The organism is Pseudomonas sp. NKUCC02_KPG (genome assembly GCF_019345465.1).
GTDB lineage: Bacteria > Pseudomonadota > Gammaproteobacteria > Pseudomonadales > Pseudomonadaceae > Aquipseudomonas.
On record NZ_JAHKRC010000002.1, the window covers coordinates 340,809 to 359,971 of the forward strand.

Annotated in this window: 15 protein-coding genes and 1 tRNA gene; 11 read left to right on the forward strand and 5 right to left on the reverse strand. The window is 59.4% G+C overall.

What is annotated here, in order from left to right:
* Positions 1-149: 149 nt before the first annotated feature.
* From KO536_RS04495 to KO536_RS04530, 8 genes are all read left to right on the forward strand, one after another.
* Positions 150-1,688, forward strand: a complete 1,539-nt coding sequence (locus KO536_RS04495) for an MFS transporter (protein ID WP_219261234.1) — start codon at positions 150-152, stop codon at positions 1,686-1,688.
* Positions 1,685-2,749: an HlyD family secretion protein gene (locus tag KO536_RS04500; protein WP_219261235.1), complete on the forward strand. Its 1,065-nt coding sequence runs from the start codon at positions 1,685-1,687 to the stop codon at positions 2,747-2,749. The genes KO536_RS04495 and KO536_RS04500 overlap by 4 nt, the downstream gene beginning before the upstream one ends.
* Positions 2,746-4,176, forward strand: coding sequence for an efflux transporter outer membrane subunit (locus KO536_RS04505; RefSeq protein WP_219261236.1), 1,431 nt, complete (start codon positions 2,746-2,748; stop codon positions 4,174-4,176). Before KO536_RS04500 ends, KO536_RS04505 begins: the two co-directional genes overlap by 4 nt.
* A 261-nt stretch (positions 4,177-4,437) precedes the next feature.
* Positions 4,438-4,818: a hypothetical protein gene (locus KO536_RS04510; RefSeq protein WP_257622773.1), complete on the forward strand. Its 381-nt coding sequence runs from the start codon at positions 4,438-4,440 to the stop codon at positions 4,816-4,818.
* A gap of 428 nt (positions 4,819-5,246) precedes the next feature.
* Positions 5,247-6,566 carry an MFS transporter gene (locus tag KO536_RS04515; protein ID WP_219261238.1) on the forward strand — a complete coding sequence of 440 codons (1,320 nt, stop codon included), beginning with the start codon at positions 5,247-5,249 and terminating at the stop codon, positions 6,564-6,566.
* A gap of 84 nt (positions 6,567-6,650) precedes the next feature.
* The gene (locus KO536_RS04520) at positions 6,651-7,145 is read left to right on the forward strand and encodes a sigma-70 family RNA polymerase sigma factor (protein ID WP_219261239.1); all 495 of its coding nucleotides are present in this window, start codon (positions 6,651-6,653) and stop codon (positions 7,143-7,145) included.
* Positions 7,146-7,168: 23 nt separating this feature from the next.
* Complete coding sequence (locus tag KO536_RS04525) at positions 7,169-8,146, forward strand: FecR family protein (protein WP_219261240.1); 978 nt, start codon at positions 7,169-7,171, stop codon at positions 8,144-8,146.
* Positions 8,147-8,374: 228 nt separating this feature from the next.
* The gene (locus KO536_RS04530; protein WP_257622800.1) at positions 8,375-10,717 is read left to right on the forward strand and encodes a TonB-dependent receptor; all 2,343 of its coding nucleotides are present in this window, start codon (positions 8,375-8,377) and stop codon (positions 10,715-10,717) included.
* A gap of 27 nt (positions 10,718-10,744) precedes the next feature.
* Here the strand turns inward: KO536_RS04530 and KO536_RS04535 are convergent, their stop codons facing one another.
* Positions 10,745-11,896 carry an MFS transporter gene (locus tag KO536_RS04535; protein WP_219261242.1) on the reverse strand — a complete coding sequence of 384 codons (1,152 nt, stop codon included), beginning with the start codon at positions 11,894-11,896 and terminating at the stop codon, positions 10,745-10,747.
* 146 nt (positions 11,897-12,042) lie between these two features.
* Here KO536_RS04535 and KO536_RS04540 point away from each other — a divergent pair, with 146 nt between their 5' ends.
* A complete protein-coding gene (locus tag KO536_RS04540; protein ID WP_219261243.1) occupies positions 12,043-12,465 on the forward strand; it encodes a RidA family protein in 423 nt (140 codons plus the stop codon).
* Positions 12,466-12,548: 83 nt separating this feature from the next.
* On the opposite strand, the gene uvrB is transcribed toward KO536_RS04540, so the two are convergent.
* Positions 12,549-14,564, reverse strand: a complete 2,016-nt coding sequence (gene uvrB, locus KO536_RS04545; protein ID WP_133077615.1) for an excinuclease ABC subunit UvrB — start codon at positions 14,562-14,564, stop codon at positions 12,549-12,551.
* A 323-nt stretch (positions 14,565-14,887) separates the two neighbouring features.
* Between uvrB and KO536_RS04550 the strand changes: the two genes are divergently transcribed.
* Together KO536_RS04550 and KO536_RS04555 are read left to right on the forward strand one after the other, a co-directional pair.
* On the forward strand, positions 14,888-16,084 hold the full coding sequence (locus KO536_RS04550) for an amino acid aminotransferase (protein WP_219261244.1): 1,197 nt from the start codon (positions 14,888-14,890) through the stop codon (positions 16,082-16,084).
* A 65-nt stretch (positions 16,085-16,149) separates the two neighbouring features.
* Positions 16,150-16,225 (forward strand) — tRNA-Asn (locus KO536_RS04555).
* Between the two features lie 98 nt (positions 16,226-16,323).
* Here the strand turns inward: KO536_RS04555 and KO536_RS04560 are convergent.
* The 3 genes from KO536_RS04560 to KO536_RS04570 form a co-directional block, all read right to left on the reverse strand.
* Entirely contained in the window at positions 16,324-16,608 is a 285-nt protein-coding gene (locus KO536_RS04560) for a type II toxin-antitoxin system RelE/ParE family toxin (RefSeq protein WP_133077617.1), read from the reverse strand.
* Entirely contained in the window at positions 16,598-16,837 is a 240-nt protein-coding gene (locus tag KO536_RS04565) for a CopG family ribbon-helix-helix protein (RefSeq protein WP_219261245.1), read from the reverse strand. Before KO536_RS04565 ends, KO536_RS04560 begins: the two co-directional genes overlap by 11 nt.
* A 94-nt stretch (positions 16,838-16,931) precedes the next feature.
* Positions 16,932-19,145 (reverse strand): DEAD/DEAH box helicase, encoded by a 2,214-nt coding sequence (locus KO536_RS04570; RefSeq protein WP_374105689.1) that lies wholly within the window; start codon positions 19,143-19,145, stop codon positions 16,932-16,934.
* Positions 19,146-19,163: the final 18 nt, after the last annotated feature.

Genomic DNA, 19,163 nt, shown 5'->3' on the forward strand with positions numbered 1-19,163 from the left:
GTTGCGTCTGGCGCACTCCAGAGTTAGTTATTTATCAATTTTTATAGCTATTTCGCCTGATTAAACTGTCCGTCATCTATCAAGTCGACGGAGTGAGCCATGTATTGGCGGTTTGATCATGGGCGCAGTCTGGCGCCTGGAGCAGGGGTGTGACGGCGCTGGTCGCAGGCGTCGCGGCCCCGGCACCGTCCCCGGCTGTCAGTGCGGCATTTGGCCTGCGGATTTTTACCGGTCTGTTGGGCGTCTTGCTGGCGGTGCTGGTATCGGGGTTCAACGAGAATGTCACCAAGGTGGCCATGCCCGATATTCGTGGGGCAATGGGCATCGGTTTTGACGAAAGTACCTGGTTGCTGGCGGTGTATCCGGCCACGTCCATCAGCGCCATGGCCTTTGCGCCCTGGTGTGCGGCAACCTTCTCTTTGCGACGTTTTACCCTGTGTGCCATAGGCGCCTTTTTGCTGTTGGGCATCCTCTGTCCGTTGGCTCCCAATGTTGATGTGCTGATGCTGCTGCGCACCTTGCAGGGTTTTGCCGGTGGTGCCTTGCCGCCAATGCTGATGTCGGTGGCGCTGCGTTTTTTGCCGCCGGGCATTCGTCTGTACGGGCTGGGCAGTTATGCGCTGACGGCAACCTTTGGTCCCAGTTTTGGTACGCCACTGTCTGCCTGGTGGGTGGAGTACGCCGGGTGGCAATGGGCGTTCTGGCAAATCATCCCGCTGGGCCTGTTGGCGATGGCCTGCGTGGCCTGGGGTTTGCCCCAGGACCCATTGCGGCTGGAGCGCTTCAAGCAGTTTGACTGGCGCGGTCTGCTTCTGGGTTTTCCGGGCCTGGTCATGCTGGTGCTGGGGCTGGAACTGGGCCAGCGGATGAACTGGTTCGAATCGCCGATGATTCAGTTTTTTATTGTCGGGGGCTCGGCCCTGATGGTGTTGTTTTTTATCAATGAATGGTCGCACCCGCTGCCGTTTTTCAAGTTGCAGTTGCTGAAAATCCGCAACCTTGCCCATGCCTTGCTGACGTTGGGCGGGGTGCTGTTTGTGTTGCTGGCGGTGATCAAGATCCCGTCCAGTTACCTGGCTCAGGTGCAGGGTTATCGTCCCCTTGAAACCGCGCCGGTCATGTTGATGGTGGCGTTGCCACAACTGATAGCCCTACCGCTGGTGGTCGCGCTGTGCAACCTGCGCTGGGTCGATTGCCGCTGGGTGCTGGCCATTGGTCTGGCGCTGCTGGCGCTGGCGTGCGGGATTGGTTCGCAGGTGACTTCGATGTGGACTCGCGAGAATTTTTACGGGTTGCAGGCGATTCAAATCATCGCCCAGCCAATGGCCGTGATTCCTCTGTTGATGCTGGCCACGGGTGGCCTGAATCCGGCAGACGGCCCGTTTGCATCGGCCTGGTTCAACACCGTCAAAGGCTTTTCAGCGGTCGCAGCAAGCAGTGTGCTGGGCGTGTTGACCCTCAATCGCGAGCACTTCCATTCAACGATGTTGCTCGATCGCCTGGGCAACTCGCCGCTGGTCAGTACCGGGACAGATCTGGCGCGCCGGGTTCATCAGCAAGCGGTGGTGCTGACGTCTGCCGATCTTTATCTGTACATGGCCGTCCTGGCGCTTTTATTGATTGTGTTAATCCCTTTTGGCCCCACGCGGATCTACGCGCCGGGCACACCTGTTGGAGCAGTGAAATGAGTACAACAAGCGGGCGCAAGCCTTTGATCGTGGCCGGCGCGGGTCTGGCGGCCTTTATCGTGCTGTACGGGTTGTGGCGGCTGGTATTTGCCACGGGCACGGTGCAGAACACCAACGATGCCTTTGTCAGCGCCGATTACACCCTGATTGCGCCAAAAGTCGCGGGGTTTATCGACGAGGTGCTGGTGCAGGACAACCAGCCGGTGAAGGCCGGGCAGTTGCTGGCGCGGATCGATCCGCAGGACTACCAGGCTGCCGTGCAGGCGGCGCAAGCCAGCGTCGCGACGGCGCAGGCACAACGGGTCAATGCACTGGCGATGCTGGAACGTCAGCGTTCGCTGATCGAACAGGCCAAGGCCACGGTCGATGCAGATCTGGCACAGGTCGAGTTCGCCGAACATGAGTTGCAACGCTATCAACATCTGGCGGGACAGGGTGCAGGCACGCTGCAAAATTCCCAGCAGGCAAAAAACCGCTCGCTGACCGCCCGGGCCGAGCTGGCCCAGCACAAGGCCGCCCTGGAAGCCGCCCGCCAGCAAACCCGCGTGCTGGCCGCCCAGGCCACCGCAGCGCAAGCGTCGGTTCAGTATGCCGAGGCCTTGCAGGCGCGGGCCGAACTGGACCTGTCCCACACCCAACTGACGGCCCCTTTTGACGGTGTGGTGGGACGACGCAGCGTGCGTCTTGGCGCCTACGTCAAACCCGGCGATACCGTGCTGGCGGTTGTACCGCTGGCGGATGCCTTCGTGGTTGCCAATTTTCTGGAGCATCAGCTTACGAATATGCAGGCGGGGCAGCGTGTGACGATCCAGGTCGACAGTTTTCCCGGCCAGACCTTGCAAGGCACCGTCGACAGTATTGCGCCGGCAACCGGTGTGACGTTCTCCGCCATTGCCCCGGATAACGCAACGGGCAACTTCACCAAGGTGGCGCAGCGCATTGCGGTGAAAGTGACTCTGGATCAAGGGCAGTTGCTGGCCAGTCAATTGCGCCTCGGGATGTCGGTGAATGCGTCCATCGATACGGCGACTGCGCACGACCAGCAGGTCAGCACACGATGAAAAACACTGCATTGGCCTGGGCTGTGGCCTGTTACAGCGTGCTGACTTTAAGTGGTTGCGTGGTGGGCCCGGATTTTGAGGCGCCCGTGCCCGCGCTGGCAAAAAACTGGGCGCCCGTTGCCACCCAGGCGGGACATAGCCGGGCCGTCGAGTCGGCAATAGACCCGCGTTGGTGGGACCGCTTTGGCGATCGTCAATTGTCGGCCCTGGTGCGCGAGGCGCAACACAGCAACTTTGATGTGCAGCTGGCGGCCAGCCGTCTGGAGCAAAGCCTTGCGATTCGCCGTCAGATTAACGCCGACACCTTGCCCAAGGTGGACGGTACGGCTGCTTACAGTCGCAGCCGTAACAGCCAGCAGGGCTTGGGTGATCCTTCGGGGTACAGCGGCAAGCAGGCGTTCAACCTGTGGAATGGTGGCCTGGGTTTCAGTTGGGAGGCTGATCTGTGGGGCAGGGTCAAGCGCTCGGTCGAAGCGGCTGATGCTTCGGTGCAAGTGGCAGCAGAGGATCGTCACGGGGTGCAGTTGCTGGTGATCGTGCAGACCGCGCAGCACTACATTCAGCTGCGCGGTACGCAGCAGGCACTGGCGGTGGTGGAGCAAAACCTGCAGATTGCCCGCCGTAGCCTGGAGCTGACCCGATTGCAGCTCAAGGAGGGAGTGGCCACCGACCTGCAAGTCTCGGAAGCCGCCGCCCAGGTGGCCGAGATTGAAGCGCGCATGGCACCGTTGCAGCAGCAAAGTGCGCAATTGATCAATGCCCTGAGCCTGCTGCTGGCCCGCGAGCCACGGGCCTTGCAGCAGCAATTGAGCGCAGTGGCGCCGGTGCCGGCCTATGGCGCGGATGTGCCGATTGGCTTGCCCAGCGAGTTGGCCCGGCGTCGTCCCGATATCCGCCGTGCCGAGGCGCAACTGCATGCGGCGACGGCAGCGATCGGCATGGCCAAGGCTGACTTTTATCCCCGTATTACCTTGTCTGGAAGCCTGGGAGTGCAGGCCATGCAGCTATCGGACCTGGGCAGTTGGGGGGCGCGCAACTTTGCGTTCGGGCCGGGGTTGAGCGTGCCGGTGTTTGAGGGTGGGCGTTTGCAGGGGGCCTTGCAATTGCAGGAAGGGCGACAGCAAGAGGCGGGCATTGCCTATCAAAAAACCGTGTTGCGGGCCTGGCATGAGGTGGACGATGCGCTGGTAGCGTACCAGGCCAGCCAGCGTCGTCGTGACAGCCTGCAGCAGGCGGTGATGCACAGCCAGCGTGCGCTGGATAGCGTTCATCAACAGTATGCCCAGGGCACGGTGGACTTCCTGAACGTGTTGACCGTGCAAAACGCGCTGCTGGCCAACGAAGCTGCACTGGTAGACAGCACCGCGCAGGTGTCGCTGTCGCTGGTGGATGTGTTTGGTGCATTGGGCGGAGGGTGGCAGGGGTAGTTGCCTGATGAGGCTATTGGGTGTTCAGGAGTGAGGCAGATACAGGTTGCTGCTAAACCCCCGCGACTTTAGCAATCTCGTTTGCCGTATTACTTGGTATATAAGCAGTCGTTCAGACGTTGATTTTAGAGGCCACAATTACCTGGCCCGCTTATCACTTGCTTTGGCCAGGTATGTGTTTTGTCTGAACTGCTGAATCTAAAACAGAATGTCTTGATTGCTCACCCCTCAGGCTCATACAGCTTTGGAACCATCCCGTGCATGCCCACCTTCGGCTTGAAAGGCGGGGAGATCTTTTTGCGTGTGGGGGTTCACAAAGGCGAAGGCCGCGGGTTTGGCATTCGCCATATCTGGGAGGCTCACCAAGCGGAACTGGCCAAGTGCGGCTGTGTGAGCATCGATCGGGTTGCGTTCCACATCGCGAACATGATCGTGCATAAAGCGCCGATTTATTGCGAGTTTCGCGAGATGCGCGGCAATCACCGGCTAACGGTCATGAAAACACCGGCAGGCTCCTTGGTGCTGGAACCACGAGAAGAGCGCAGCGGCTTTGGCTACTACATTGTGACCTGGTACCCCAAGCGTAAAGCCAGCGGGACACTTGTGGGCCAGGTGGTACGCGTGCCCAACAGCCCGCGCTGAAATAAAAAAAGGCGTCCAGTGGACGCCTTTCAGATGTTATCAAGGAGTAGTCGCAGCGATTCTTTAGCTCCGGCACGAATGCCTTGGGTTCAGAATCCGGTCAGCAGGCTGACCGTCACTACTTCAGAGAAACCCGTTTTCTCTGCTGCCAAAATGCGGGGGGGATAAAGCAGGTTCCCAGTCCCGACGAATGCGCGATTGCAGTCCTCAAAACACATTTTTAGTATTTACCTCACCTATGTCAAGCCGAGCAACGCCCCGTACATCAGTTCAGATCGTGTTCAATTAGCGGGTTTGCTATGACTTCGCCTGAGTGCCATCGCGAGCCAGCCCACAGGTTTTGCAGTGGTTTCTACAGGATTTGCTATGCTCGCGCCCTCGACCGCAAGCGCCAACATAGGCGTGTCCAGTTCACATTGAGCCTATTTATGTCTGCTGATACTCAAGCCACAACGGTGCGTTTTTCCCGTTCCGACTACAGAACCCTGGGCCTTGCCGCCCTGGGCGGGGCGCTGGAAATTTACGACTTCATCATTTTCGTATTCTTCGCCCTGACCCTCAGCCAGCTGTTTTTTCCGCCGGACATGCCCGAATGGCTGCGTTTGCTGCAAAGCTTCGGGATTTTCGTGACCGGTTATCTGGCGCGTCCGTTGGGCGGGATTCTGATGGCGCACTTTGCCGACCATCTGGGGCGCAAGCGGGTCTTCAGCCTGAGCATCCTGATGATGGCGCTGCCCTGCCTGCTGATCGGGATCATGCCCACTTACGCGGATATCGGTTACTTCGCGCCGCTGATCCTGTTGGCGCTGCGCATCCTTCAGGGCGCGGCGGTAGGGGGGGAGGTGCCCAGTGCCTGGGTATTTGTGGCCGAGCACGCTCCGGCCGGTCGCCGGGGCTTTGCCCTGGGTTTCCTGCAAGCCGGGCTGACCTTTGGCTATTTGATTGGCGCCTTGACCGCGACGCTTCTCGCCCAGATGTTCACACCAGCAGAAATCCTCGATTACGCCTGGCGCTTTCCCTTCCTGCTCGGTGGCGTATTCGGTGTGATTGGCGTGTGGCTGCGTCGCTGGCTCAGTGAAACCCCGGTGTTTTTGGCCCTGCGCGAGCGCAAGGAAGGCCGGGCAGAGTTCCCGTTGCGCACGGTTTTACGTGATCACCGTGGGTCTTTGCTGCCGGCGGCGTTGCTGACCTGCGTCCTTACCAGCGCCGTGGTGGTGTTTGTGGTGATCACGCCGACCGTGATGCAGCAACGCTTTGGCATGACTGCCAGTCACACCTTTGCGTTGAGCAGCCTGGGCATTGTGTTTTTGAATATCGGCTGTGTGCTGGCCGGTCTGATCGTCGACCGTATCGGCGTCTGGCGCAGCATTGCGCTGTACAGCGTTCTGCTGCCACTGGGTATCGGCCTGTTGTACGCCAGCCTGGTAGGTCAGTGGGCACTGCCAGGCCTGGCCTATGCATTCGCCGGTTTGACCTGCGGGATTGTCGGGGTGGTGCCGTCGGTGATGGTTGGCCTGTTTCCTGCGCCGATCCGCGTCTCGGGCATTTCGTTTACCTACAACATCGCCTACGCACTCTGGGCCAGCACCACGCCGTTGCTGCTGATCGCGCTGATGCCGTGGAGTCCGTGGGTGTGCGTAGCGTTCTGCGGGGTGATGGGGGTGGTCGGGTTGCTCACGGCCCGGCGCTATGGTTCCAGCGGTGCCACTCAGGTCGAGCAGCGCTTGTTGGCCAAGGCCGAGATGTAAGGGTTTGACCTTCTGTCATCGCAGTGATTGCTGGCTTTAATAGGAAGCATTACTATTCGCGCCCCACCTGTGTAGTCCCCTGCGATGACTCAGAAAGTGCCCCGTAAAACGGGCTTCTTTGACCATTACGAAGAGTTGATCGGAACCTGGACCCGGCGCCTGCGCAACCGACAGCAGGCCCAAGACCTCGCCCATGACACTTTTGTCCGCGTGCTCGAATCCAATCTGGATGCGGTCGAGCAACCGCGTGCGTATTTGCACCAGACAGCACGCAATATCGCGGTGGACGGTTTTCGTCGTGAAGAACTGCGCGACGCCAAGGAGCAGGCATGTGCTGCTTCAGGGGCGGGCGAAACGGGCGATCCGGAGCAGTACATGCGCGCCCTGCAGTTGGCTGAGTCGGTCGAAAGGGCACTGCAGGAACTCCCGATCAATTGCCGTAAAGTCTTTGTCTGGCAGAAGATCGAAGGCCTCACCCAGGCCGAAATTGCCGAGCGCCTGGGGCTGTCCAGGAACATGGTGGAAAAGTATATGATCCGCACCCTGCGCCATCTGCGTGAACGTGTGGGGTCTGCGTGATGACATCGGTAAAGGATTGCATGATGGATACACGTAACTGTACGTGTGACAGCGCGAGCGTGCGCGATGCTGCCGCGACCTGGTTTGCGCGGGTGCAGGCGCAAACCCTGAGCGTGGCAGAGCAGGCCGAATTTGAGGCCTGGCTTGCTCAGCACACCAGCCATGAAGTGGAATACCAATGGCTGGCCAGCCTGTGGTCCGCTGCCGACCTGTTGCCCAAGGCCCGACTGCAGGCGTTGTGCGAAGCGCCGGCACCCAGGCTTGAGCGTCGCTCGTTCCTGGCTTACGGGCTGGCTGCGAGTGTTGTGGCAGCAGTGGCCGGGGCGGGTCTCTGGATGCAGCTGCACTCCTCAGCGGGCTACCAGGCAGAGTTCGCCACGGCGATGGGCGAGCGGCGCACAGTGACCTTGCCCGATGGTTCATCCATTGAACTCAATGGCCGCAGCCAGATACGGGTCAATTTCGAACGCCGCCAGCGCACTGTCGAGCTGCAACAGGGCGAGGGAATGTTCAGCGTGGCCCGGGATGCCGACAGGCCGTTTGTGGTTCAGGCCGGAGCCGGGCAGGTGACGGTGACCGGTACCCGTTTTGATGTGTTGCGTGAGGGGGACCAGGCTCGGATCGCGGTGGAGTCAGGGCATGTGCGGGTGCAGGGTGCCAATCCGGACGCAGCGATCAACCTGACGGCGGGGCTGGGTACGGTCGTCGACGCACAGGGGCAGGTGGCTGCCGTGCAGCCGGTCAACACTCGAACGCTGACGGCCTGGCGCAGGGGGCAACTGGTGTTTGAGGACGCCACCCTGGGTGAAGTGGCCGCGCAAGTGTCCCGTTATCGCGACAAGCCTGTGCACGTGAGTTCCCCGGCGATTGCCCGGTTGAGGTTGTCCAGCGTGTTCAAAACCGATGACACCGATGCGCTGCTCAAGGCCTTGCCACAGATCCTGCCGGTCGCTGTCAGGGCGCGGGCAGACGGCAGCCAGGAAATCATTGCCAGAAAATAATTGGGCAATCGATTCAGGTTTTTTTCGAGTTCTTCGTCTTCTTGAACAACTGCAACTGGTTTTCATTAACAGTCGCTCTCAAGTGCGATCCACAGGGCAAGACTCGACGTGAAAAACAACAATCTTCGTGGGCGACTTTTTTCGCTTGAAACACCTTTGAGCACTCCAGCTCCTGTTCCCCGAACGCGCTTGCTGCCGCTGGCGTTGGCCCTGGCGGTCAGCGCAGCGATGCCGGGTGCCTTTGCCGGGCAATCCCGGTCCAATGCCATCCACATTCAGTCCCAGCCCTTGGGTGGCGCATTGAGCCAGTTGGCTCAACAGACCTCGCTGCAGGTGTTTTTCAACCCGCAACTGGTGGCGGGCAAGCAGGCGCCTGCAGTCGATGGCAACCTGTCGCCCGAGCAGGCCCTGGCGCAGCTGCTGCAAGGCAGTGGCTTGAGCTACGCGCTGGATGGCGATGCGGTGACCCTGGGGGTGGCGCCAACGGTCAGTGCCGCACCATCCGGCCCGCTGGAACTGGGGCCGGTGGATGTGAAGGTGGTCGGTAACTGGCTGAGCGATGCCAATGACGCGGTGGTGCAGAATCATCCGGGCGCCCGGACGGTGGTGCGTCGCGAGGCAATGGTCGAGCAGGGCGCGATGAACGTCAGTGACGCGCTCAAGCGTATTCCGGGGGTGCAGGTGCAGGCATCCAACGGTACCGGCGGCAGCGATATCTCGCTGAACGTAGGCGTACGCGGTTTGACTTCACGGCTGTCGCCGCGCTCCACCGTGTTGATCGACGGTATTCCGGCGGCGTTTGCGCCCTATGGCCAGCCACAGTTGTCGATGGCCCCGATCTCGTCGGGCAACCTGGACAGCATCGATGTGGTGCGCGGTGCCGGCTCGGTGCGTTATGGACCGCAAAACGTGGGCGGGGTGATCAACTTTGTCACCCGGGCCATTCCTGAAACTTTCCAGGGCGAAGTGGGCACGACGCTGGAAACGTCCGAGCGCGGTGGCTGGAAGCACATTGAGTCGGCGTTTCTGGGCGGCACGGCAGACAACGGCATGGGTGCCGCGCTGCTGTACTCGGGGGTCAAGGGCGATGGCTACCGGGCACGCAACAATGACAACGATATCGATGACGTGTTGCTTAAAACTCACTGGGCGCCCACCGACCAGGATGACTTCACGCTCAACTTTCACTACTACGACGCCACCGCAGACATGCCCGGCGGCCTGACCCAGAAGCAGTTCGATGCCGATCCGTACCAATCGTTGCGCGACTACGACAGCTTCACCGGGCGGCGCAAGGACGTGTCCTTCAAGTACCTGCGCCAGATTGACGACCAGACCCAGTTTGAAGTCCTGACCTATTACACCGACAGCTTCCGTGGCAGCACGATTGCTGCACGAAACCTGCAGACGCTGGCCTCGTATCCGCGCAGTTACCACACCTTCGGCATCGAGCCGCGGGTGTCCCATGTGTTCACGCTGGGGCCCGTGACACAGGAAGTGGGTGTGGGCTATCGCTACCTCAAGGAGGCGATGCACGAGGAGGCCAGCCAGGTCTTGCTGGTGAATAACGTGCCAGTGCCGGGGCCGGGAGCTGACGGTCATGTGTACCAGGATCGCACCGGAGGCACCGAGGCCAACGCCTTCTATATCGATGACAAGATCGATGTGGGTAACTGGACAGTCACTCCGGGTATCCGTTTCGAACGCATCAGCACCCAATGGCACGACCGCCCGGTGCTGGGTAACAACGGTGTGCCCGTGCTTGAGAAGAAGCGCAGCATCGACAGCAGCGAAGCCCTGCCTGCCCTGAGCGTGATGTATCACCTCTCGGACGCCTGGAAGCTGTTTGCCAATTACGAAACCTCGTTCGGCAGCCTGCAATACTTCCAGCTGGGGCAGGGCGGTGTCGGCGATGCGACAGCGGCAGGCCTGCGCCCTGAAAAGGCCAAGACCTACGAACTGGGTACGCGCTACGACAATGGCGTGTGGGGTGGTGAAGTGACGCTGTTCTACATCGATTTTGCCGACGAGTTGCAATACGTCAGCAACGATGTGGGCTGGACCAACCTGGGGGCCACCAAGCATCAGGGCCTTGAAACCTCGGTCCACTACGACATGTCGGCACTGGACGCGCGCCTTGACGGGTTGTCGCTGAATGCGGGTTTTACCTACACCAAGGCGACATCCGAGGGTGACATCCCGAACTTCAAGGGCCGTGACCTGCCGCTGTATTCGCGTCAAGTGGTCAACTTGGGGGCGCGTTATGTGGTCAACCGCTGGACCTACAACCTGGACATGTTTGCCCAGTCCCAGCAGCACGCGCCCGGCACGGGCGGGGTATATATCACTGACCCGACGCCGGATGGCCAGTACGGTGATATTCCGGGTTATGCCACCTGGAGCACCCGGGTGGGCTACGACTTCGGGCCAGAGGCGTCGAACCTGAAGGTCGGTGCGGGCATCAAGAACCTGTTCAACCAGACGTACTACACCCGCTCCAGCGACAACAACTCAGGCATCTACCTGGGTGAGCCGCGTACATTCTTCGTGCAGGCGAGTGTAGGGTTCTAAGAGGCCGGTACAGGGGGGATGCTTGACCTAGACGCGCAAGATCCGCCCGCTGATGGCCACGGCCATCAGCATGGCGGTGATCAGCAAAAAGGCAATGCTCAGGCTGCTGGCATGGGCGATAAAGCCGATGGCCGCAGGCCCTGCCAGAATCCCGGCATAACCCAGGGTGGTGATGGCCGGCACGGCGATGTTTTCCGGCATCACGGTCTGTTTGCCAACGGCGGTGTACAGCACCGGGACGATGTTTGAACACCCCACGCCCACCAATGCATACCCCAGCAGCGCCACTTCCCAGCCGGTCCCCAGTGTTGCCAGGGCCATGCCGGCTGCGGCGAACATTCCGCCCAGCACAATCACCTTTCTGGCACCCAGACGCTTGACGATGGTGTCGCCCATCAATCGACCTGCGGTCATGGTCAGGGCGAACGCGGCATAGCCGAGCCCGGCGTAGGCTTCGCCGATGTTTTTTTCGGTGGTCAGGAATACCGCGCTCCAGTCGAGCATTGCGCCTTCGGCCAGAAACACCGTAAAGCACAGCAACCCGATAAACAGCACCACGCCGTGGGGCACGGCAAACGCCGGGCCGGTGCTTTCGCTGCCATACGCCAGCAGGTGGGGAGCGGCTTTGAGCAAGGCTGCGAGGATCAGCACAATCACCACGACAATCGCCCACAGGGGTGACAGGCCCAACGCAAGCAGCGCGCTGACACCGGCAGCACCGGCAATCCCGCCCACACTGAACAAGCCATGAAAGCCAGACATCATGTTGCGTCCGCTGGCGCGTTCAACGATTACGGCCTGCAGGTTGACGGTAGAGTCGACGGCGCCCAGCCCTGCACCAAATACAAACAGCGTCGCGATCAGCAGCGCCAGGGAACTGGCAGTCGCCAAGAGCGGCAGCGCGAGGCAGATCAGCAGGGTTCCACCGATCAATACCCGCCTGCAGCCAAAGCGCGTGGCCAGAATTCCGGCGATGGGCATGGCCAGGATGGAGCCTGCGCCCAGACACAGCAGTAACAGCCCCAGGGTGGCCTCATCCAGCCCGGCCCGCGCTTTGGCATAGGGCACCAGTGGCGCCCAGGCCGCGAGCCCGAAACCGGCGATAAAAAAGGCAATGCGGGTCGACATTTGTTCGAGACGCCCCGGCACAAGGGGCATTTGGGTGTTGATGGCGGTCATGGTCATCCTTGGAATACGGGCTGTGGTGCGGTGCGGCGTGACATCCTTGCATATTTGCAGCCGGTGTCGCGAGGGCGCTGGCACAGGGGTTTGCGAGAGTGGTTGAATAGCGCGCTGCTCACTCAACTGCCTATGGTGCGTATTTTATGGATAAGAACTCTAACCCTGCAGTGCAATTGCTCAACCCGGCCGGCCTGTATGACCCTGCACCCAACGGCTATTCCCATGTTGCCCGCCTGGCACCCAATGTGCGCCTGGTGTACACCGCAGGCCAGGGTGGTGAGAACGCCGACAGCCAGTTGTCACCCGACTTCGCCGAACAGGTGCGCCAGGCATTTGCCAACCTGCAGATTGCCCTGGCAGCAGCTGATGCGCAGATCAAGGACGTGGCCAAGATCACCGTACTGATCGTGGATCACAGCATGGAGAGGTTGCAGATTCTGGGCGCTGAAGTGGCGCGGGTGTGGGGCGCGCTGCCAGCACCGGCCTGCACCTTGATCCCGGTGCCGCGGTTGGCGCTGGACGAGATGTTGTTCGAGGTTGAGGCCGTGGCGGCAGTAGCCGTGTGAGATGTTCACATGTGGGAGCGGGCTTGCTCGTGATAGCAGCACCTCGGTGATTCAGGTACACCAAGCCCGCTCCCGCAGGAGGGTCACACCTGCAACAAGCGCTCCCTGAGCTTGCCGATTTCATCGCGCATTTGCGCGGCGGCCTCGAACTCCAGGTCTCGGGCCAGGGCATACATTTTTTCTTCCAGCTGGCGTATGCGCTTGCTGATCTCGCTCGGCGAGCGCAGTTCGTTTTCGTACTTGGCGTTTTCTTCGGCGGCTTTGGCCATACCTTTGCGCTTTTTACTGCGCGAACCCGGTACGACCGCACCTTCCATAATGTCGGCAACGTCCTTGAACACACCTTTGGGGGTGATGCCGTTGGCGAGGTTGAAGGCGATCTGTTTCTCGCGACGACGCTCGGTTTCGCCAATGGCCCGCTCCATCGACCCGGTGATCCGGTCCGCATAGAGAATCGCCCGGCCATTGAGGTTGCGCGCCGCGCGGCCAATGGTCTGGATCAATGAGCGCTCTGAACGCAGGAAGCCTTCCTTGTCGGCATCGAGAATCGCTACCAGCGACACTTCGGGCATGTCCAGGCCTTCACGCAGCAGGTTGATGCCCACCAGCACATCAAACACGCCCAGGCGCAGGTCGCGAATGATCTCGACCCGTTCCACGGTGTCGATGTCCGAGTGTAGGTAACGCACGCGCACGCCGTGGTCGGCCAGGTAGTCGGTCAGGTCTTCAGACATGCGTTTGGTCAACGTGGTGACCAGTACCCGCTCTTCCAGCGCGACCCGCTTGGCAATCTCGGACAGCAAGTCGTCCACCTGGGTCAGTGCAGGGCGAATTTCAATTTGCGGGTCGACCAGGCCGGTCGGACGCACCACTTGCTCGACCACACGGCCCGCGTGCTCAGCTTCGTAATTGCCGGGGGTGGCCGAGACGAAAATCGTTTGCGGGCTGATGCGCTCCCATTCATCAAAGCGCATCGGCCGGTTGTCCAGTGCCGAAGGCAGGCGGAAGCCGTACTCCACCAGAGTCTCTTTACGCGAGCGGTCGCCTTTGTACATGGCGCCTACCTGCGGCACGCTGACGTGGGACTCGTCGATGACCAGCAAGGCATCCGCCGGCAGGTAGTCGAACAGGGTCGGTGGCGGCGCACCGGATTCGCGGCCCGAAAGGTAGCGCGAGTAGTTTTCGATACCGTTGCAGTAACCCAGCTCCATGATCATTTCCAGATCGAATCGGGTGCGCTGTTCCAGTCGCTGGGCTTCGACCAGCTTATTATTGGCGCGCAGGTACTCAAGACGCTCCTTGAGTTCCTCCTTGATGCCTTCGACGGCGTCCAGCAGGGTTTCGCGCGGGGTCACATAGTGGCTTTTGGGATAGAAGGTAAAGCGCGGCATCTTGCGGATGACTTCGCCGGTCAGCGGGTCAAAGGCGCTGATACTTTCGACTTCATCATCGAACAGCTCGATGCGCACGGCTTCCAGGTCCGACTCTGCCGGGTAAATGTCGATCACATCGCCACGCACCCGAAACGTCGAACGGGCGAAATCCATGTCATTGCGGGTGTATTGCAGGTCGGCCAGGCGGCGCAGCAGCTCACGCTGGTCCAGTTTGTCCCCGCGATCGACGTGCAACACCATCTTCAGATAGGTTTCAGGGCTGCCCAAACCATAAATGCACGACACCGTGGTCACGATAATCGCGTCCTTGCGCTCCAGCAGCGCCTTGGTCGCGGACAGGCGCATCTGTTCGATGTGGTCGTTGATCGAGGCGTCTTTCTCGATAAAGGTATCGGAGGAGGGCACGTAGGCTTCGGGCTGGTAGTAGTCGTAGTACGAAACGAAGTACTCCACGGCGTTGTTCGGAAAGAACGACTTGAACTCACCATACAGCTGAGCTGCCAGGGTTTTGTTGGGCGCCAGTACCAGCGTGGGGCGATTCACGTGGGCGATCACGTTGGCGATGCTGAAGGTTTTGCCTGAGCCCGTTACCCCGAGCAGGGTCTGGTGCGACAGACCGGCTTCGATGCCTTCGATCATCTGACGAATGGCTTCGGGTTGATCACCCGCAGGCTCGAAGCGGGTAACAAGCTGGAAATCGGACATGAAGGACCTCGGGGTTTGCTTCTATAAAGGCAGTGGCCCTTATAAGCGCATGCGACTCAAGCCGCAGGAAAAAACAGGATATGGGTAAATATGGAGGTGATGCCTGACTGTTTCAAGGCGCTGCTCTGACACGGCCATCCTGGCAAAGATTGCAATTGGACCAGTGGCCTGAAAATAAACTCAAATTCTTGGCCAAAACCGGTAATAGCCTGTTGCCCGAATCGTGATCGGGCTTATACTTGCTCCCCGTTTGTGCACCGCTCTAGTGCAATCGGCTGGAGCGTTGTCACCCCCTCCATTCTCCATTCAGAGCCGCCGTAATAATGAGCCTGTTCTCCGCTGTCGAAATGGCACCACGCGATCCTATCCTGGGCCTCAACGAAGCATTTAACGCCGATACCCGTACCAGCAAAGTGAATCTGGGGGTTGGTGTTTACTGCAACGAAGAGGGACGAATTCCGCTCTTGCGTGCCGTTGTCGAAGCCGAAACGATTCGGGTTGCTCAGCATGCGTCGCGCGGCTACTTGCCGATCGACGGTATTGCTGCCTACGACCAAGCTGTTCAGAAACTGCTGTTTGGCGCCGAGTCGCCACTGCTGGCTGCTGGCCGAGTGATCACCACTCAAGCCGTGGGCGGTACTGGCGCGCTGAAAATCGGTGCTGACTTCCTCAAGCAACTGCAGCCAAATGCTGTGGTCGCTATCAGCGATCCAAGCTGGGAAAACCACCGTGCCCTGTTCGAAACCGCGGGCTTCCCGGTTCAGAACTATCGCTACTACGACGCTGCCAGCCATGACGTCAACCGTGCCGGCATGCTCGAAGACCTCAATGCCTTGCCAGCCGGTTCCATCGTTGTGCTGCACGCGTGCTGCCACAACCCGACCGGTGTCGACCTGACCCCGGCCGACTGGCAGAACGTGCTGGACGTGGTCAAGGCCAAGGGCCTGATCCCGTTCCTGGACATGGCGTACCAGGGCTTTGGCGACGGCATCGACGAAGACGCCGCGGCAGTGCGCCTGTTCGCTGAGTCGGGCCTGAGCTTCTTTGTTTCCAGCTCGTTCTCCAAGTCGTTCTCGCTGTATGGCGAGCGTGTAGGCGCACTGTCGATCATCACCGAGTCCAAGGAAGAGAGCGCTCGCGTTCTGTCCCAGGTCAAGCGTGTGATCCGCACCAACTACTCCAACCCGCCAACCCACGGTGCAACCATCGCCGCTGCAGTGCTCAACAGCCCAGAGCTGCGTGCCATGTGGGAAGAAGAACTGGCCGAAATGCGCCTGCGCATTCGCGGCATGCGTCTGCAAATGGTGGAGCTGCTGTCGAAAAAGGCTCCTGGGCATGATTTCAGCTTTGTGGCGCGTCAGCGCGGCATGTTCTCGTACTCCGGCCTGACTGTTGAACAAGTGACGCGCCTGCGTACCGAGTTCGGCATCTACGCCCTGGACACCGGCCGAATCTGCGTTGCTTCCTTGAATCAGCGCAACATTGAAGCCGTAACCGACGCCATTGTTCAGGTCATCTGAAAAATCCATGGAGAAGTCATCGAAAGTGTTGACTTCTCTATTTATATCAGTAAGATAGACGCCATTCCGCGATAGCTCAGTTGGTAGAGCAAATGACTGTTAATCATTGGGTCCCTGGTTCGAGTCCAGGTCGTGGAGCCAGATAGTAAAAAAGCCGCTAGCGATAGCGGCTTTTTTTTGCCTGAAATTTGGTGTATTGCGACCAGAGTCAACTCTGAAATTCTTGGGGACAGTGGGTTTTACCACGTGTTGGGCGGGAGTCGGCGGGTGTGGAAAATTCGTAATACCTGCAATTTACCAAGACGAATCCGATAGGGGATTACATAAGGCAAGTCGGGCAGTGGCCACTCTCGGGTGCCTGGCAATCGGCCTTCATGGCCCATTGATGGAAACTGTGAAAGCTGTTCAACGCTGGCCTTGATGGTTTTGACGAATCGGGCCGCCGCGTGGGGGTTGTCCTTGGCTATGTAGCGTGCCTCGTCATCCAGATTTTTGAGTGCCGTGCGCAGCCACTCAACCTTCATGGACGGACCATTTGTTAAGCGTGGCGGTGACTTCCTCATCGGTAGCAAAGTCGCCTGCATCTGCTTCTTCCAGTGCCTGCTGGATCTCGGCTATCTGCCACGCCTCACGTGCCAGATAATCCCGCAGCGCATCGACGGCCAGAAACGATTTACTGCGGCCTGTGGCTTTTGCCAAATTGGCGAGGGTGTCGGCCATTTCGTCAGGCAGGCGTATAGACATAACGGACATGGGAGCCTCGGTGTAGTGATGTGTAATACAACATACTACACCGACATACATCCACATCAGTAACCGGTCATCGGGCCCCGCTAACACCTTGAATTCAACTCGTTGCAGCCTGATGCTGGCCTGCTTTCGCTTCGGATGTTCCTGACAATTGAGCCTGCGCCTTTGCAAAGCCTATGGCCGTCTCAATGTCCAGGGAGGTAGAAGCGAAGGACTTCATAAGCAGCGACTCAGGTAGCGCCCAGTCCCATTTTTCTCGGTTCATGTTCTCAACATCTGCCAGCAGGGTTTTTAGATCGCTGGCGTCCAGAGCTGCCACCTGTTCAAGTGCTTGCATCATCTCGCCGGTGTCGGCCTGCGTCGAAATCAGTAATCCTTCCGTCTCGCAACTCACCCCGACATGATTAAGCAACAAACACAGGGCGTCATTGGCGTGATCACCCAGCCAGCTAACGATCTGGCAACGGCTGCCTTTTTTTATGATGTGCTGTTGTGCCAGGCCAAGATCTGCAAAAGTCTGTCGCGCCTCATCCAGTAGTGCTTGAGCAGTGCGGTCAATAAAGGGGCAGGGCGTGTCTTCAGTGAGCAATGCTCGCATCTCCTGCCTGACCCGGTCGTGAATCATGGCGCCCAGTCCCTCAAAATGAGGGGGAGCACCGCCACGAGAGGGGGACACAACAATCACTTTGGCCTCCAGATCAACATCCTGAACTTGCCAGCGGCGGCCGCCGAATATGATTCGCTGATCCTTGGTCAGGGGGCGGCTGACCGGAACGCAGCCCAAAGGTTTGCCAGCGCAGACCAGTCGAAACTCCTCATCACTGGTGAATGCACTGTAAAACTCATAATGGTTGATCATGCGCTCGCCAATGGTGCCTGGCAGCAACAGGCCCGAACTTTCTTGTGTGATGAGCTCTTTTGCACCGAGGTTTTTGAGCAGTTCAACAAAGTCTGCTTTTTCGGTTCGGGTGAATGCACCGTCCGCAACCAGACGCCGCCATAACTCGGGCGCTGTAGCCCCTCCGCATTGGGCAATGATGGAAAGGCACTGCTGAACGAGTGTGGAGGCATGCACACCTTGAGTACGTGGCGGCTCAAACCATGACTGGGTGAGCAGGCGAATCATGGCGATGGTCTGTACCAACCCTTGGCGCAACTGGTCCGAAAGGGTGGAGTTGGTTGTCAGCACCGGCTCTTTACAGTAAGCACGCAAAATGGCGGGTTCACCGGGGCGCCGGCCGGAGCGCCCCAGGCGTTGACGAAGGCTCGCGACCGAGGGCGGGGAGCCGATCTGTACGACATTTTTGATGGAGCCAATATCGATACCCAGCTCCAGGGTTGATGTGCAGATGCCTGTGGCGGGATATTCCCCGGACTTCAAGGCATGCTCGGTTTGCTCGCGCAGATCCTTGGACAGACTGCCATGGTGGGGCCAGAACTCATTGGGCACGGCATCCCGTTCACAGCATCGACGAAGCCGGTCCGCGTAAACCTCGACCTGGCCGCGGCTGTTGGGGAAGACCAGGTTATTGCTACCTCTGAGTACCTTGTACAGATGCTCGGCGATAGCAAAATCAGGTGTGCTCTGATCTTCAGGTTCTTCATCGGAGTCTGTTTGAGGCTCATCCCCGGTTTCGAGCAGTTTGCACATCGGGGACAGGATGTAGCCTCTTACCTGGATCTGAAGTTTCTGGCCCGCATTCCTGGACTCAATGATCTTGACGCTCTCTGCGCGACGAGGGCAAAGAAACTCACTGGCCATCTTCATATCACCCAGCGTTGCCGAGAGCCCGACCCTTGGCAAGGTTCGACCGACCACCAGCTCGACGCGGTGCATCAGCGATTGCAGTTGTTTGCCGCGCTCACTGCCAATAAAGGCATGCAATTCATCAACGACGATGTAGCGCAGGTTTTTGAACACTGCGCCAAGGTTGGAACCACGATTTACAAAAAGCGCTTCCAGGGATTCCGGGGTGATGAGTAGCACACCTTCAGGTGATTTCAGGAAGCGGTGTTTCTTGCTGGCCGAAATATCCCCGTGCCAGGCAACTACCGGGATTTCCAACTGCTCGCACAGGCGACCCAAGCGATCCCATTGATCGTTAATCAGCGCTTTGAGGGGGCTGATATACAGCACCGAGCCCGGTACATCGGGGTGGTTGAGCAGGTGGGTCAGGATTGGCAGGAAAGCCGCCTCGGTTTTACCCGCTGCGGTGGCTGCAGCAATAATGACGTCCTGATTGGCGTCGACCAAAGCGGGAACAGCCTGCTCCTGGGCATCCCTGAGCGACGTCCAGCCTTCGTCCCAGATCCAGCGCTGAATCCGCGA